The organism is Celeribacter litoreus (genome assembly GCF_020165855.1).
GTDB classification, from domain to species: Bacteria; Pseudomonadota; Alphaproteobacteria; order Rhodobacterales; family Rhodobacteraceae; genus Celeribacter; species Celeribacter litoreus.
Genome location: NZ_JAIUFY010000007.1, coordinates 171331 through 185862 on the forward strand (window position 1 = coordinate 171331; position 14532 = coordinate 185862).

General features: G+C 60.3%; 18 protein-coding genes. 3 read left to right on the forward strand and 15 right to left on the reverse strand.

All coding sequences use genetic code 11. The annotated features are described in order from the left end of the window. The first annotated feature begins 21 nt into the window (after positions 1–21). The 3 genes from LA304_RS08155 to LA304_RS08165 are packed head-to-tail and all read left to right on the forward strand — an operon-like array spanning position 22 to position 2312. The gene (locus LA304_RS08155) at positions 22–879 is read left to right on the forward strand and encodes a class I SAM-dependent methyltransferase (RefSeq protein ID WP_224502648.1); all 858 of its coding nucleotides are present in this window, start codon (positions 22–24) and stop codon (positions 877–879) included. Positions 880–914: 35 nt separating this feature from the next. Further along, positions 915–1853 carry a carbon-nitrogen hydrolase family protein gene (locus tag LA304_RS08160; RefSeq protein WP_224502649.1) on the forward strand — a complete coding sequence of 313 codons (939 nt, stop codon included), beginning with the start codon at positions 915–917 and terminating at the stop codon, positions 1851–1853. Positions 1854–1880: 27 nt separating this feature from the next. Beyond that, positions 1881–2312, forward strand: coding sequence for a GFA family protein (locus LA304_RS08165; protein WP_224502650.1), 432 nt, complete (start codon positions 1881–1883; stop codon positions 2310–2312). Between the two features lie 94 nt (positions 2313–2406). On the opposite strand, the gene LA304_RS08170 is transcribed toward LA304_RS08165, so the two are convergent. The 15 genes from LA304_RS08170 to LA304_RS08240 all read right to left on the reverse strand — a co-directional run bounded on the left by LA304_RS08170 (position 2407) and on the right by LA304_RS08240 (position 14531). After that, positions 2407–3381: a branched-chain amino acid ABC transporter permease gene (locus LA304_RS08170; RefSeq protein ID WP_224502651.1), complete on the reverse strand. Its 975-nt coding sequence runs from the start codon at positions 3379–3381 to the stop codon at positions 2407–2409. 4 nt (positions 3382–3385) lie between these two features. Then, positions 3386–4252 carry a branched-chain amino acid ABC transporter permease gene (locus LA304_RS08175; RefSeq protein WP_224502652.1) on the reverse strand — a complete coding sequence of 289 codons (867 nt, stop codon included), beginning with the start codon at positions 4250–4252 and terminating at the stop codon, positions 3386–3388. Positions 4253–4254: 2 nt separating this feature from the next. Further along, a complete protein-coding gene (locus tag LA304_RS08180) occupies positions 4255–4965 on the reverse strand; it encodes an ABC transporter ATP-binding protein (protein WP_224502653.1) in 711 nt (236 codons plus the stop codon). Continuing rightward, positions 4962–5690, reverse strand: a complete 729-nt coding sequence (locus tag LA304_RS08185; RefSeq protein WP_224502654.1) for an ABC transporter ATP-binding protein — start codon at positions 5688–5690, stop codon at positions 4962–4964. The genes LA304_RS08180 and LA304_RS08185 overlap by 4 nt, the downstream gene beginning before the upstream one ends. 62 nt (positions 5691–5752) lie before the next feature. Next, complete coding sequence (locus tag LA304_RS08190) at positions 5753–7033, reverse strand: ABC transporter substrate-binding protein (protein ID WP_224502655.1); 1281 nt, start codon at positions 7031–7033, stop codon at positions 5753–5755. Positions 7034–7086: 53 nt separating this feature from the next. Next, positions 7087–7854, reverse strand: coding sequence for an SDR family NAD(P)-dependent oxidoreductase (locus LA304_RS08195; RefSeq protein WP_224502656.1), 768 nt, complete (start codon positions 7852–7854; stop codon positions 7087–7089). 18 nt (positions 7855–7872) lie between these two features. Further along, positions 7873–8910: a 2,3-butanediol dehydrogenase gene (locus tag LA304_RS08200; protein WP_318010682.1), complete on the reverse strand. Its 1038-nt coding sequence runs from the start codon at positions 8908–8910 to the stop codon at positions 7873–7875. Continuing rightward, positions 8907–9440 carry a 2,4'-dihydroxyacetophenone dioxygenase family protein gene (locus LA304_RS08205; protein WP_224502657.1) on the reverse strand — a complete coding sequence of 178 codons (534 nt, stop codon included), beginning with the start codon at positions 9438–9440 and terminating at the stop codon, positions 8907–8909. The genes LA304_RS08200 and LA304_RS08205 overlap by 4 nt, the downstream gene beginning before the upstream one ends. Before the next feature lie 16 nt (positions 9441–9456). Beyond that, positions 9457–10200 (reverse strand): GntR family transcriptional regulator, encoded by a 744-nt coding sequence (locus LA304_RS08210; protein ID WP_224502658.1) that lies wholly within the window; start codon positions 10198–10200, stop codon positions 9457–9459. A 295-nt stretch (positions 10201–10495) separates the two neighbouring features. Beyond that, positions 10496–10891 carry a CBS domain-containing protein gene (locus LA304_RS08215; RefSeq protein WP_224502659.1) on the reverse strand — a complete coding sequence of 132 codons (396 nt, stop codon included), beginning with the start codon at positions 10889–10891 and terminating at the stop codon, positions 10496–10498. Further along, positions 10888–11055, reverse strand: a complete 168-nt coding sequence (gene nqrM / locus LA304_RS08220) for a (Na+)-NQR maturation NqrM (protein ID WP_224502660.1) — start codon at positions 11053–11055, stop codon at positions 10888–10890. The genes LA304_RS08215 and nqrM overlap by 4 nt, the downstream gene beginning before the upstream one ends. 10 nt (positions 11056–11065) lie before the next feature. Beyond that, positions 11066–12037 carry an FAD:protein FMN transferase gene (locus LA304_RS08225; protein WP_224502661.1) on the reverse strand — a complete coding sequence of 324 codons (972 nt, stop codon included), beginning with the start codon at positions 12035–12037 and terminating at the stop codon, positions 11066–11068. 3 nt (positions 12038–12040) lie between these two features. Then, positions 12041–13261 carry an NADH:ubiquinone reductase (Na(+)-transporting) subunit F gene (nqrF, locus tag LA304_RS08230; protein ID WP_224502662.1) on the reverse strand — a complete coding sequence of 407 codons (1221 nt, stop codon included), beginning with the start codon at positions 13259–13261 and terminating at the stop codon, positions 12041–12043. Continuing rightward, a complete protein-coding gene (gene nqrE, locus LA304_RS08235; protein ID WP_224502663.1) occupies positions 13258–13869 on the reverse strand; it encodes an NADH:ubiquinone reductase (Na(+)-transporting) subunit E in 612 nt (203 codons plus the stop codon). The genes nqrF and nqrE overlap by 4 nt, the downstream gene beginning before the upstream one ends. Beyond that, positions 13866–14531 carry an NADH:ubiquinone reductase (Na(+)-transporting) subunit D gene (locus tag LA304_RS08240; protein ID WP_224502664.1) on the reverse strand — a complete coding sequence of 222 codons (666 nt, stop codon included), beginning with the start codon at positions 14529–14531 and terminating at the stop codon, positions 13866–13868. Before LA304_RS08240 ends, nqrE begins: the two co-directional genes overlap by 4 nt. Position 14532: the final 1 nt, after the last annotated feature.

Below are 14532 nucleotides of genomic sequence, written 5' to 3' on the forward strand. Positions count from 1 at the left end.
GCCTCAACAAGGAGACCCACTATGACCATAACCCAATTCGACCCCGTCGCCTACAAACGCGCAACCACCCGCCAGTGGCAGAACGCTGCCAAAGCGTGGAGCGGCTGGGGCGAAACGCTCCGCGAATGGCTTGGCCCCGCGACTGAAATCATGATCGACAGCGCCGAAATTCGCGAAGGTGCGAGCGTGTTGGACGTGGCTGCCGGTGCGGGCGATCAGTCCATGCAAGTGGCCGACCGGGTCGGCGCGGACGGCTACGTTCTGGCCACCGATATTTCCTCCAACATCCTCGATCACGCCGCCGCCAATGCCCGTGCAAACGGCTACGGCCAGATCGATTTTCAGGTGATGGACGGCGAAGAGCTCATGACGGCTCCGGAGCGTTTCGACGCCGTCGTCTCGCGGGTCGGCTTGATCTACTTCCCCGACCAGATGAAGGCGCTCGCCGGTATCCACAGGGCGCTGAAGCCGGGCGGATGGTTCTCCGCCATCGTCTATTCGACGCCGGAACGGAACGGGTTCTTCTCGATCCCCGTCGGCATCATCCGCAAGGCCGCAGACCTGCCGACGCCCGCCAAAGGGCAGCCCGGCCCGTTCAGCCTCGGCCAGCCCGGCGTTCTGGCCGCACTGCTGGCGCAGGCAGGGTTCACCAACATTCGTGAACGGACAATCGACGCCCCGCTGAATCTGCCGCGCGCGTCCGATTGCGTGCGTTTTGAACGGGAAAGCTTCGGTGCGCTGCATGAGATGCTGAAGGGCCTCGGCGCGGAAGAGCAAGCCAACGTCTGGGCGGAGATCGAAACCGCGCTTCAGACCTTTGAAAACGGGACCGGCTTTTCCGGCCCCTGCGAATTGATCGTCGTCGCCGGTCAGAAGTGACCCGTCAAAACAACGTCCCACTCAGGAGAAAAACAATGTCGAACAAGATTGCCGTCATCCAGACCCCGCCCGTCCTTTTGAATCTCGAAAAATCCATGGAACGTGCCGTCGCCAGCATCGAAGAGGTCGCTGCAAACGGTGCCGAGTTGGCCGTCTTCCCCGAGGCCTTCCTGCCCGGATATCCAACCTGGATCTGGCGCCTGCGCCCGGGGGGCGACATGGGGCTCTCCAGCACGATCCACCGTCGGCTGCGTGAAAATGCCGTCGATATCGGCAAGGGAGATCTCGCGCCGCTTTGCGACGTTGCCGCGAAACACAACATCACCGTGGTCATGGGAATGAGCGAGGTGGACGGCGAATTCAGCGGCAGCACGCTCTACAACACTGTCGTCGTCATCGGACCGGATGGCACCCTGCTCAATCGCCACCGCAAACTGCTCGCGACGAACCCGGAACGTATGGTCTGGGGGCATGGCGATGCGAGCGGGCTGCGGGTCATCGACACACCCGTAGGTCGGATCGGCACGCTTCTTTGTTGGGAAAACTACATGCCGCTTTCGCGTTTTGCGCTCTACGCGCAGAACCTCGACATCCTTATCGCGCCTACTTGGGATTGCGGTGAGGGCTGGTTGGCCTCGATGCGCCATATCGCCCGCGAGGGTGGCTGCTGGGTCGTGTCTCTGGCCACCGCGCTCAACGAACGCGACATCCCCGAAGACTTCCCAAGCCGCGATGAGCTGTTCGGCGAGGACAGCTGGGTCTGCGATGGCGATGCCGTTGTCATGGAGCCCTTCGGAGGCCCGATCGCGGGTCCGCTCCACCGCAAGCAGGAAGTTCTCTACGCCGAAATCGATGCGTCTCAGGCGGCTTCGGCCCGCCGGTCGCTCGATGTGGCCGGTCACTATGGACGTCCCGATATCTTCAACCTCTCGGTCAACCGCGCGCCCATGCAGCCGGTGTCCTTCACCGATTAACCCCGCAGTCAGAAAAGGAGACATGTCATGACCCATGCAACCCACAAAGGACAGTGCTTTTGCGGCAGTGTGAAATTCGAAGTCACCGGAGCGCCCGAAGGTATGGGCTATTGCCACTGCGAAAGCTGCCGGAGCTGGTCAGCCTCACCGGTCAACGGCTTTACATTGTGGAAGCCGGAAAGCCTCACGATCACGGAAGGTGCGGAATATGTGGGCGAGTACCACAAGACGGACAACAGCCACCGGAAGTTCTGCACCAAATGCGGCGGCCACCTGATGACCGACCATCCGAGTATGGGGCTCGTGGACATCTACTCGGCCATGTTGCCCGATCTTGATTTCGAGCCGGGGCTGCACATCAACTACAGCGAAAAAGTGCTGGCCATTCCGGACGGTTTGCCAAAATTCGCGGACCTGCCCGGTGACTTCGGCGGATCGGACCAGCAACTTCCGGAATAGGACGGCGATCGCGTTGAAAGGCAAAGCCCCACCGAAAAGCAAAGGGCGACCGCGGTTTCACCCACGGTCGCCCATACTTACAGGAGGCCACGCCCTACCCCGCCAATTCCTGTTGCTTTGCCTTCCGGAATTTCCATCGCTGTACCAGCACTGCGATACCCCCGGGCTCGTAGAGCATCATGCCGATGGCTGCGGCGCCGAGGATGATCATGTAGATCGGTCCGTATCCCGAGAGGTTTTCCCGCAGCAGCACGAAGAGAACGGCCCCGATGATCGGCCCGATGATCCGGCCCATACCACCGATCACGACCATGAAGATGATGAACACCGTCCAGTCCGTGAGGCTGAAAGAACCGCTCGGATTCACCCGCAGTTTTTGCAGCGTGTTCACGGCCCCGAGGAGCGACAGAAACGCGCCGGAGACAACAAAGAGCATCGCCTTCACCGCGTTCGGGTTGACGCCGAGTGCCATGGCCGCCGTTTCATTGTCCCGCATCGCACGGAGCGAGTAGCCACGGCGCGAATGCATCACGAGGATGATGAGGAAGATCACGAGCACCAGAATGGCGAAGCTCAGCCAGTAGATGTTCTCGACCCGCGTCGAGGTGCTCGCACCGAAGGCTTTCACAATCTGGGGGCGTAAACTGATGCCCGAGCCGCCGCCAAAGCCCGGCAGTTTGCCGGCCACCAGCATAAAGACTTCGGCCAACACCCAACTGCCGATCGCAAAGTAGGCGACGCGCATACGGCTCAGGATGGCAAAGACCGGAAGCGACAGCAACGCGCCGAAGGGCAGCGTCAAAGCCATGCTCAGAAACGGGTTCAGACCCAGATGCGTCGTGAGACCGAAGAAGGCATAGCCCCCCGCCCCGACGAAGGCGTGCTGCCCGATGGAGACAACGCCGCCGAAACCCGCCAGCAGGTTCCACAACTGGGCGACGGCCATGATGATAAACAGGTCGGTCAGATAGCGCATGGTGCCGTTGTCCACAAAGAACGGGAGCGGAACCATGACGGCGACAGAAAGACCAAGGACTGCGAGAGGAAGTTTTTGGGATCCAGAAGTCATGATTTCACCCGTCATTCTTTGGGAACAGGCCACGCGGGCGGACGATGAGCAGGATCAGAAAGACCAGATGGCCGGACAGCACCTGCCATGAGGCATCAATCTGAGCGCCCACCATTTGCGCGATGCCGATGATGATACCGCCAACCAAAGTGCCCCACATGGACCCGAGGCCGCCGATGACAATCGCCTCGAAAGCCGTCAGCAGTCGGGTCGGACCGCTCGCAGGATCAAAGTTGCCGCGCACGGCCATGAGCATCGCCGCAATCGCAACGGTCAGCATCACGATCACAAACGCCTTGCGGAAGACCGCACGTGTATCGAGACCGAGCATGGCGGCGTTCGCTTCGTTATCCGAAACAGCCCGCAGGGCGCGACCGAAAGAGGTGCGATAGATCATCAACTGCAACCCTCCGATCAGGGCCACCGCGACACCGAAAATCAAAAGCGAGAAGACGCCGACATGCAGGTTGGGCAGGATTTGGACACTCGCTTGCTCCAGCTTACCAATGCTGAGTTTCTGAGGGTCCGCGCCGAACCCCAAGAGCATCAGGTTCTGCAGGATAATCGACAGGCCGAAGGCCACGAGAAGCGGGATCAACGGATCGTGCCGCGGGACGAACTCAAACAGTCCACGCTGGAGCAACCAGCCCATTCCCCCGGCCAAGAGCAGCACCAACGGGGCCGCCACGATGATCGAAATCCCGAAAAACTCGGTCACTGTCAGTCCGACATAGGCAAGCACGACGATCAGATCGCCATGCGCAATGTTCACGATCCGCATGACGCCGAACACGAGACTAAGGCCGAGCGCGTAGAGGGCGAAAAGGCCACCCAACAGCGTGCCCTGCACAAGAGTATTAACCAGTTCCACGTCTACCTCCCAAAATACGCTTGTGCGACTTGATGTTCGTCTGCTTCGCTGGACGCGCCAGACAAAGACACATGCCCCTCAAGGAGGCAGTAGTACCGGTCGGAAATCTCCAACGCTTTGCGCATGGCCTGCTCGACCACGAGGATCGCGAGACCTTCGGACGCGAGCTTGATAAGCTGTTCGTAGAGGCGACCGATGATGGTCGGGGCGAGGCCGAGGCTAATTTCATCGCACAAGAGCACACGCGGATTGGTCATCAGCGCCCGCGCAATCGCGATCATCTGCTGCTGGCCACCCGACAGCATCGTTCCCGAGATATGGCGCTTGGGCACCAGATCCGGAAAGAGGTCGTAAATCCGGTCGAGCGTCCACGGATCACCGCCGTGCACCTGTCCGAGTTGCCCCCCCAAGAGAATGTTTTCTTCCACGCTCAGGGATGGGAAAATGCGCCGTCCTTCCGGCACGAGACCAATCCCCGCGCGGGTAATCTCCGGCGGGTTCAAACCCAATAGCTCACGCCCGTCTAGCGTAATGCTGCCGCGCCCCTCGCCTTCGGTGCCGCAAATGCCACGAATGAGCGAGCTTTTCCCGGCCCCGTTAGCACCGATGACGGCGACGATTTCACCGGCGTCGATTTCGATGTCCATGCCGTGCAAGGCGGCGAACTGGCCGTAATTCAGGTGCAGGTCCCGAATGCTTAACAGTGAACTCATGCCTCTGCCTCCGCGCCGAAATAGAGACGGCGCACTTCGGAATTCTCCAAAACGTCGTCGATCTGGCCGCGCACGATAATGTGCTTGTCCGCGAGGACGGCGACTTCATCGACAAAGCGCGTGAGCGCATGCACGACATGTTCGATCCAGATGACGGCAGTCTCGCGCCCCACGACCTTTTGCAGAATGTCCAAGAGCGTTATGCATTCCGCCTCGGTCAAGCCGCCTGCAATCTCGTCGAGCAGCAGAAGCTTGGGCTTCATCGCAGCCGCTTTCGCCAGTTCCAGACGCTTGAGGTCCAGCAGCGCCAAGGACTTGGCCAATTTGTCCCGATGCTCGCCGAGTCCGGTCATGTCGAGAATTTCATGCGCTCGTTCGCGCGCATCATGTAGCCCAAGACCCGCGCCGCTCGTGCATCCGACGATGACGTTTTCGGCAACGGTCATGTCGCCAAAGGGCTGCGGGATTTGAAAGGTGCGCCCGATGCCGAACCGGCAGGCATCCCACGGCTTCATCTGAACAAGGTTGCGCCCCTGATAGATCATCTCGCCGCCGGACGGGCGATGCAGTCCGGAGATCAGGTTGAACATCGTGCTTTTGCCCGCGCCGTTCGGACCGAGAATGCCCAGACGGGCCCCCGGTTCGAGCGTGAGGCTGACATCCTTGAAGACCTCGATGCCGCCAAAGGCTTTCGAGACCCCTCGAAGTTCGAGAAGTGGTTCCAAGATTATCTCCATCGAGTTGGAAAGAGGCCCCTCAACCCGCCGATGCGGGTTGAGGGAGAGACTCAATACGTCAGAGGCTGAACTTCGCCCTGGACGGGAACCTCTGGCGCAAACTCGTTGTCGCAGATGACGAGGCTCAGAGGGTACTTGTCCCCCTTGACCCATTGGCCACCTGCCGTCGGCGTCATGCAGGTGTTCGGGAGCGGACCGGTCTGGAAGTTGATCGGACCCACGACAGAAACCATGTCGGTCTCGTTGAATGCGGCCTGAATCGACTCCGGATCATCAAGATCCTGCACGCGCTTGAGACCATCGAAGATCACCTCGAAGAGCGAGTGACGATAGGCGAGCGGCATGGACCACTGACGACCGGAGGCAGCCTCATACTCGTCAGCAAGTTCCTGAGAACTTTGACCCGTCATGGTGGAGGCATACGGATAGCTTGGCGCCCACCACACTTCGGTGATCAGACCTTCTGCGCGCGCGCCGAAGGGTTCGATCGCGGCCGGGAATTGAACGGTTTTGCCCGCATAGACCAGCTTGGGCTGGAACTGCTGCTGCGCGGCCTCGTTCCAGAAGGTCGTGAATTCCGGCGGCGGAATAACACCGTAGATCAGGTCAACGCCGTCAGCTTTGAACTGCGATACGGCAGCCGCATAAGAACTCAGCGGCATATCGAAACGGCCCGGATCAGACAGACCGTATCCAAGACTATCGAAAAGGGCCGGATAGCTTTGGGCGAAGGCATTGCCGTCACCATCGTTCGGCCACAGCGCCCCGACCATCTTGTCGGACGCAATCTGACCGAACATGTTGAGGTTCGTGCCCGCCGACTGGGTCCCGGAGAAGAAGAAGTGGTTCGTCCACTCAAAGCCGACGTCGGGGTCACCACCGCGCGCCTGGAAATAGGGTTCGAGCGGCGTGTCGTTGGTCACGCAGGGCACGCCGTTGAGTTCACACATGTCGGACACCGGCACGGTCGTTTCCGGAGTGGCCGCTGCGATCATGAGATCAACGCCTTCGTCGAGGATCAGCTCGGCTGCCACTTCAGACGCGCGGTTCGGGTTCGACTGACTATCACGCAAAAGAATTTCAAAAGGAATTTGGCGCCCGTCGATGTCGAGCTTGCCGCCAGTTGCCTTTTGCACCTGACCAAGCACGAAATCCACGTGCTCAGAGAAGAATGCCAAAGGGCCGGTCTGCGGCATGACCATCCCGATCTTGATGGTCCGCCCCGCGGCAAATGCAGGGCTGTAAAGACCGACCGCCGCCGCAGAGGCCGCCCCAGCCTTTAGAAACCCCCTGCGATTCAGGTGGGTTAAGTTGTGCGTTTTCTTAGTCATAGTTTTCTCCTCTGGTGGTTTCCCGGTCTCCTCCGCCGGGAATTCCTTTTCAATCAGGCGACCGAGTACCCGCCGTCCACGGGGATGCTGACGCCTGTGATGAAATTGGATGCGGCGGACGCCAAAAAGATTGCGACCCCCGCCAGATCTTCGGGCTCGCCCCAACGGGCGGCTGGTGTGCGTGCCAGCACCCGTTCGTTCAGGCCTTCCATCTCGCGACGCCCTTGGGCGCCGAGGCCCGTGTTGATCCAACCGGGCAGGATCGCGTTGACTTGAATACCTTGTTCGGCCCAGGCCACGGCGAGGCTCTTGGTCAGCTGCACCACGCCCCCCTTGCTGGCGGCATAGGCGGGCACTTCGCCCGCGCCGAAAATCGAATACATGGACCCGATGTTGATGATCTTCCCTCCACCGTCGCGCAGGTGCTCGTAGGCGAGTTTCGACAGATGGAAGACGCTGCGAAGATTGACCGAGACGTTGAGGTCCCATTGCTCCATCGTCATCTCTTCGGGCCGACAGTGAATGCCAATGCCTGCGTTGTTCACGAGGATGTCGAGACGTCCGAAGCGCTCCAGCGTCTTGGTGATCAGCCCTTCGGCCTGCTCCGTCGAGGTCACATCAATGGCGAGCGCCATCGTTTCTGCAGACGTGTCTGCGGCCAGTTTCTCTGCGACAGCTTGCGCTGCGTCGCCGTTCAGGTCCGCGATGACAACATTCGCACCTGCGGTGGCCAGAGCCGTCGCGATCCCGAGACCGATGCCAGATGCACCGCCGGTGACGACAGCAACGCGTCCCGACACATCAAAAAGTGTGCTTTCCATATTTCCTCCAATTCGGTTTCAGCCGTTCGGCTGTACCAAAATCTTTATTTCTTCCGGTCTGCCCAAAAGCGCCTCGAAGCCGTCCTTCACAGCTTTGTCCAAGGGCACCTTTCGGGTGACGATTTGCGAGGGCTCGAACCGGCCCGACGCGATGTGTTCGATGAGGTCCGGGTAGCAGTCACGATACCCGAGCGTCGTCAACAGGCTCACTTCCCGATTGACCATGTCGAAGAGGTTCATCTGGGCCGTCTCAACGAAGAGGCCCGCGAGAATAACTTTGCCGCCTTTCCGCGTCGCTTTGAGCGCAGCATCGAGGGCCGCTTGCACGCCGACCGCCTCGAACACCACGTCGAAGTGATCAGGCGCGAGCGCCTCGTCACGCGGTGAGAACGCCGTGTCCGCCCCCAATGCCAATGCTTTGGCACAACGGGCCTCGGACATATCGGTCGCAACAATCTCGGACGCGCCGAACAGCTTCAGAAGCTGGACCAGCAGCAGACCAATTGGTCCTGCCCCAACCACAGCACAGCGTGCACCGTAGACTTCCCCTGCACGGTTGATCGCGTGGCGCGCGACCGCCGCAGGTTCAAGAAGCGCGGCATCATCGAATGACACCCCGTCCGGTAGTGTGTGCAGCATATACGCGGGAACGACGGCCTCTTGTGCCATGCCGCCATGCCCCATCAATCCGGCAAAGCCCCAATCGTCGCACAGATGGTAATCCCCGCGAACGCAGGCTGTGCATTCGCCACAACGATACTCGGGCTCGACCGCGACACGATCACCGACCGCCACAGATCGCACGTCAGACCCGACCTCAATGACGGTTCCGCAAAACTCGTGTCCGATCACGAGCGGAGCCTTCACACCGGAGAGCCGATGGGGCATTTCTGTCGGGATTGCCTGTGGCCCCTGCGCGTATTCATGAAGGTCACTTCCGCAAATCCCGCAGTAAGCAACAGCCAAACGCACCTCGTCCGGTGAAAGCGGAGGACGCTCACGCGCCTCCACCCTCAAATCACGTTGCCCATGCCACTGGACGGCGAGATGGTTCACCGGAGCAGACCATCGATGTAATCTGCACCGAGCCCGACTTTTTCGTAATGCTCACGGCACATTTTCAGGTAGTCGTGGACATCCATGTAGCCGTCGACTTCGCCGTCTTCGTCGAGCCAGAGCAACGGGCCCTTCACAATGAAGAACGCGCGCATCGGATCCGGATGGTCATAGGCGACAAGTGTGTGACCCTCGCCCGGGGATTCATAGATGAAGTCACCTGCGGTCGCGGTCCAGTCATGCTCCAGATAGCCCCACTTGCCGCTGATCGTGTAGGCGAACACTTCGTGCGGGTGATAGTGACGGTTCACGAGACCCGCCTCTTTCGCCATCAGGATATCGCACCATTTGTTCTGGCTCGGCGAAATCCAGAGCGGGCGCGAGGAAACGGTGTCGGTGAAAGGAACAAAATATTTTTCGTCTGCGTCGGCAACATTGCTCGTGTAGACATCGCGACCGGCGTCCGGTTTGAACACCTCTGCGATGGGTTTAATATCTTTCCAAAACTCGTTTACAGCAGCTTCGGGCATTTTTCCTCCAATGGTATTATGCGGCGACCACGGATATTCCGAGGCCCCCTATGAACTTGTGAAACGGCATCTGGCGGTATTCGGGCCCCAGCCCGAGCACCTCCTTGACGTGTTCGATGCCACGCAGCGCTTTTTGACTGTGCGTGCGCATGAGTAATTCCGCGGCCATCGCATCTCCCGTGAGGAGCGCCGTCAGCACGTTCTGGTGCTCGGCCATTCCGGATTGCACGGTCTCGGTTGCAAACTTGCGATCAGACGCAAAGACCACGCGGTTGATCTGGACTGGCATGTAGGCAAGCGTCTCGATCGAGCGCAGAAGGCTCTGATTTTCCGTCTCGGCAACGATTGTGTCATGAAAGGTCCGGTTCGCTGCGGAGTGAGCCTCAAGAAAGCCGTCCGACAGTTCCACGTGACGCGCGAGCTGGCTATAGTCCTCGACACTGCGCTCAAGCGTTTCGCGCACGGCCTCATCGATACCGTTCCGCGCCAACATGCCTGCGGCAGCCCCCTCCAGAACCGAGCGCACCACATTCGCGCCCCACACGTCATCGACAGTGATGCCGCGCACGGTGTAGCCGCGGTTGCTCTGGCCGATGACCAGGTTTTGGGCGGCAAGCTGCAAAAAGGCAGCCCGCACTGGCGTCCGCGACACACCTAGTGTGTCGCAAACCATTTTTTCCGTCAGCCTCTCTCCGGCGTCGAAATCGCCGTTAAGGATCATGCTGCGCAACTTGCTATATACGGTTTGCTCTTGGCTCATATGTATACAATGTTGCGATTCCTGAAATCGATCAATACCTTTTTTTGAAATAAATGTATTTATAATCGGTATATCCGGCAATTTTCCGGATTATAGCCAAAATAATGTATACACTTTTGGGCGGCGCCAGAACATGACTCGACCGGCCCAGCCCACATTTGCGGTGGGATGGAGCGCGAGATCTGGCAATTAAGTGAGGGAATCTAAAGGGGCGGCCTACAGGTTGTAGGCGTTAGAGGCTGCGTCGGGAAATGGCCGGCTCCGATCCTAGCCGGCCCTCTTCGCACATGGCCTCTTAGCTCAGCCCGACGAGCACGCGCAGCAGGTCGGATCGCCGAAGCATCCCGACGAACTGTTCACCATCGAGAACCGGAAACACACGATGAGGATGGTTGAGAAAGGCTTCTGCGGCGGTGGTGATGTCTGCATTTGCCGAGAGCGTCATCACGTCCGACGTCATGAAATCCGCAACTGTGCCTTTCCACTCCTGATAGTAACTCGCGTTCAGAGCCGGACGGAAACAGTCCTTCTGGCTCAGGATGCCTTGCAGCACGCCGCTCTCGTCCAGGACGGCCCCCGCAGCGCCGCGTTCCTCAATGAGTACCGCCACGGCACGACGAATGGGCATGTCGGGTGTGAATACCGGCAGATCATCCCGCACGATATCTCTGAGTGTCTGAACAGGGCTCATCGGCTTTCCTCCCCGAGTTTGTGAGGACACCCTTCACAGGCGATATCTTTGAGACAGGCCATGCCGCCACAAGAGCCTTTCACCGGACCGCGCCCGAACAAAGACCCGAGGGCGAGCCCTCCGACGGCGAGGAGAATGATGACGAGGCCGAGGACAAGTTCCATATCCGCGCCCTCAAACCATATGGCGATCGAAATCGCCTGTCGTGGTCGCGGACAGCCCTGTGTCCGACGGATACAGGAACAGCGCCGACAGCCCGTTCTGACGCGCGAGTTCCGGCCCTTGCTCTCCGGCGGCCATCAATGCCGTGGCCCAACCGTCCGCGATCATGGCCTCCGGCGCGAGCACGGAAACCGAGATTGCCCCGCCCTCGACAGGCGTTGCGCGGCGCGGGTCGATGATGTGGCTGTAGACGTGGTCCCCAAGCGTATAGCTCTGCGCCCGAAGACCGGATGTGGCGACCGAAAAACCGGACGGGAGCCGTAGTCCTGCGGCGGGGCTGAGGGCTCCGACCCGCGGGTCCTCGACAGCCACTTGCCATGCACGACCCGACGGATGCTGCCCGCGGCTTTTCAACTCGCCACCCAAATCAATCAGGACATCCGAAAGTCCGGCCTGCATAAGATAGCTGTCCAAGAGATCGAGCGCGCGTCCCTTCGCGATGCCGCACAGATCAAGGGTCAGCCCCGAGATCTCCTTGCGCAATTGATCGCCTTCTGTTGCGATGCCAGCCCACGTTCCGGACGTGCCGCCCGTGATCCGGCCAAACCCCCATTGCGCGACCAAGGGGCCAACCGTGGGATCAAACCGGCCACCGCTGTCGCGCGCGATCTCCAATGCTGCGCGGGTCACAAGGGCCGTCTCATCAGACACACGGCAGGTATCGGTGCTTCGGTTGAAACGGGACACATCGCTGTCCTCGCGCCATGGCGACATCTGGGCGTCCACCTCGGCCAAGAGACGGTCGATGGCGGCGCGATGCGGCTCAAGCGGCACATCAGAGGGCGCGGTCACGCGCCAATGGCTCGCGAAAGCGCGGCCCTCCATGCTGTGCGTCGGAGAAAGACTGCCTGCCTGTGCCATGCCAGCGCAAAGCGTGGCGCCGCTGAGGGCAATCATCTGACGGCGGGTAAAATCATGGCGCATGGGTCAGCCTCCGAAGTCATCATTGTAGATGGAATCTGGTTCCACGCCCAGCTTGGCGAGCGTGTTGAGGACCGCCGAGATCATGACCGGCGGACCACAGAGATAATATTCGCAATTCTCGGGTGCGGGATGTTTAGACATCGCGGCACGCACGGTGTCGTGGATAAATCCGGTTTCGCCGCGCCACCTGTCCCCCGGTGCAGGGTCGGACAGGGCGGGGGTCCATGCAAAGTTGGGGTGCTCTTTGGCGATGGCTTCGAATTCCTCGACGTAGAAAAGGTCCGCCGCCGAGCGCGCGCCGTAGAAATAACGCATGCTGCGCGTCGTACCCTTGCCGATCTGTTCGTGGATCATGGCCCGCAGAGGCGCCATCCCAACGCCGCCACCGATAAAGACCATGTCGCGTTCTGTGGGCTGGACATGGAACTCTCCGAACGGCCCCGACGCGGCCACTTCGTCGCCCGGTTTCAGGGAAAAGAGCCACGACGACACCGCTCCCGGCGCGATGTCATGCTCTTTGCCTGCGGGCGGCACGGCGAGGCGGATGTTGAACACCGCCTGTCCGACATTGGCGGGGGTGTTGGCGATGGAATAGGCGCGTGTAACCGGCTGATCGGAAGAGGCCGTCATCGTCGGCCAATCGGCGAGGTCCCATGTCTGGGCAAAGGCCGGATCTACGTCGATATCTGCGAAGTCGAGCCGGTAGGCCGGCGCGGTCAACTGCATGAAGCCACCAGCACGGAAGGAAAACGGCTGCTCTGCCGGCAGTTCGAGAACCAGTTCCCTGATGAGAGGGGCAAGCTGTCTGTTGGACACAACGCGGCATGTAAATCCGGTCGCTCCGAGGAACTCTTGTGGCACCGTCACTTGGCATGGGCCGCGCAGGGTTGTCTGGCAGGCCAGTCTGACATGGGCCTTGCGCTCTGCCGCAGAAAGAATCCCTTTCTCCGTCGCGATCGCGGTGCCCGCGCCCTCCCCGTTCACAACGACACGGCACAGCCCGCAGGTGCCCGATCCGCCACAGGCCGCCGGAATACCGATGCCGGAGCGGTGCAGAACGCCCAAGAGCTTTTCGCCGCGCTGCACATCGAGCTTTTCGGTGTCGTTCACCGTGATCTGAAGTGCTTCAGCAGGCACAAGCTTTTGCCGCGTCAAAAGCAGGACAACGGTCAGCGCAATGACCAGCCCGATGATGATGATGGCTCCGAGAACAATCTCCGTCATGACGCCACCATCTGTGCAAAGGCGGAAAAGCCGAGGGACATCATTCCGGCGAGGATGAAGGTGATGCCCAACCCACGCAGCCCTTCAGGGATGTGCGCATAGGCGAGGCGCGCGCGGATCGCGCCGAGCATGATGACAGAGACAGCAAAACCTGTGCCCGCCCCGAGACCGAAAACGGTGGACTCGGCCAGCGTATAGCTGCGCTCGACCATAAAGAGGCTGCCTGCGAGGATGGCGCATTGCACGGTCAGAAGCGGCAGAAAGACCCCGAAAGAGGCGTAGATAGCAGGGAAAAAGCGATCCAGAACCATTTCGAGCAACTGAACCGTGGCCGCGATGACGCCGATAAAGGCAATCAGTTTGAGATAGGACAGATCCGTCTCCGGCAGGCCCGCCCATGCCCACGCGCCGGGCGCGAGGAGCGCGGTGTAGATCAGATGATTGAGCGGCACGGTAACCCCCATGACCGCAACCACGGCGATCCCGAGGCCCGCGGCAGAGCCGGTTTTTCGCGACAGCGCGATGAAAGTGCAGAGGCCCAAAAACAGGGTGAGCGGCATGTTCTCCACAAAGGCCGCGCTCAGGAACAGAGAGACAAGATCATTCATGACAGGTCCTCCGGTTTGTCCGGCGACAACAGATCAATGGTTTCCGCCTGTGCGGGTAGGAGGGTGCGAATGGCCCAGACCAATCCGCCCAGCAGAAAGAACGCAGACGGCGCCAAGAGCATCAGGTTAAGGGGCGTATACCACCCGCCCTGATCGACCGTTTGAAAGACCTGAACCCCGAGCAGCGATCCGGCCCCGAAGAGTTCCCGAACCGATCCGATCACGACCAGAACGACGGAATACCCAAGCCCGTTGCCCAAAGCGTCCACCATCGACCGCCCCGGCGGGTTGTGGCGGGAAAAGGACTCCGTGCGTCCGAGCACGAGACAGTTCGTGGTGATCAGGCTGACAAAGACCGACAATTTTTGGCTGATCTCGAACAGATAGGCCTGAAGGATCTGGTCGATCACGATCACAAGCGAGGCCACGATCACGATCTGGACGATCAGGCGGATCGAGCCGGGAATGTGGTTGCGGATCAGGCTGATGAGACCGGCGGACATCACGAGGACCGCCGTGAGTGCGGCCGACATGGTGAGAGCCGTCGCGACAGAGGTCGTCACCGCCAATGCGGAACAAATCCCGAGAATTTGCAGGGTCACGGGATTCTGGTGGACCAACGGGTCTGTCAGGGTGTTCCAGAGACTTGCGCGGGCGGGCATG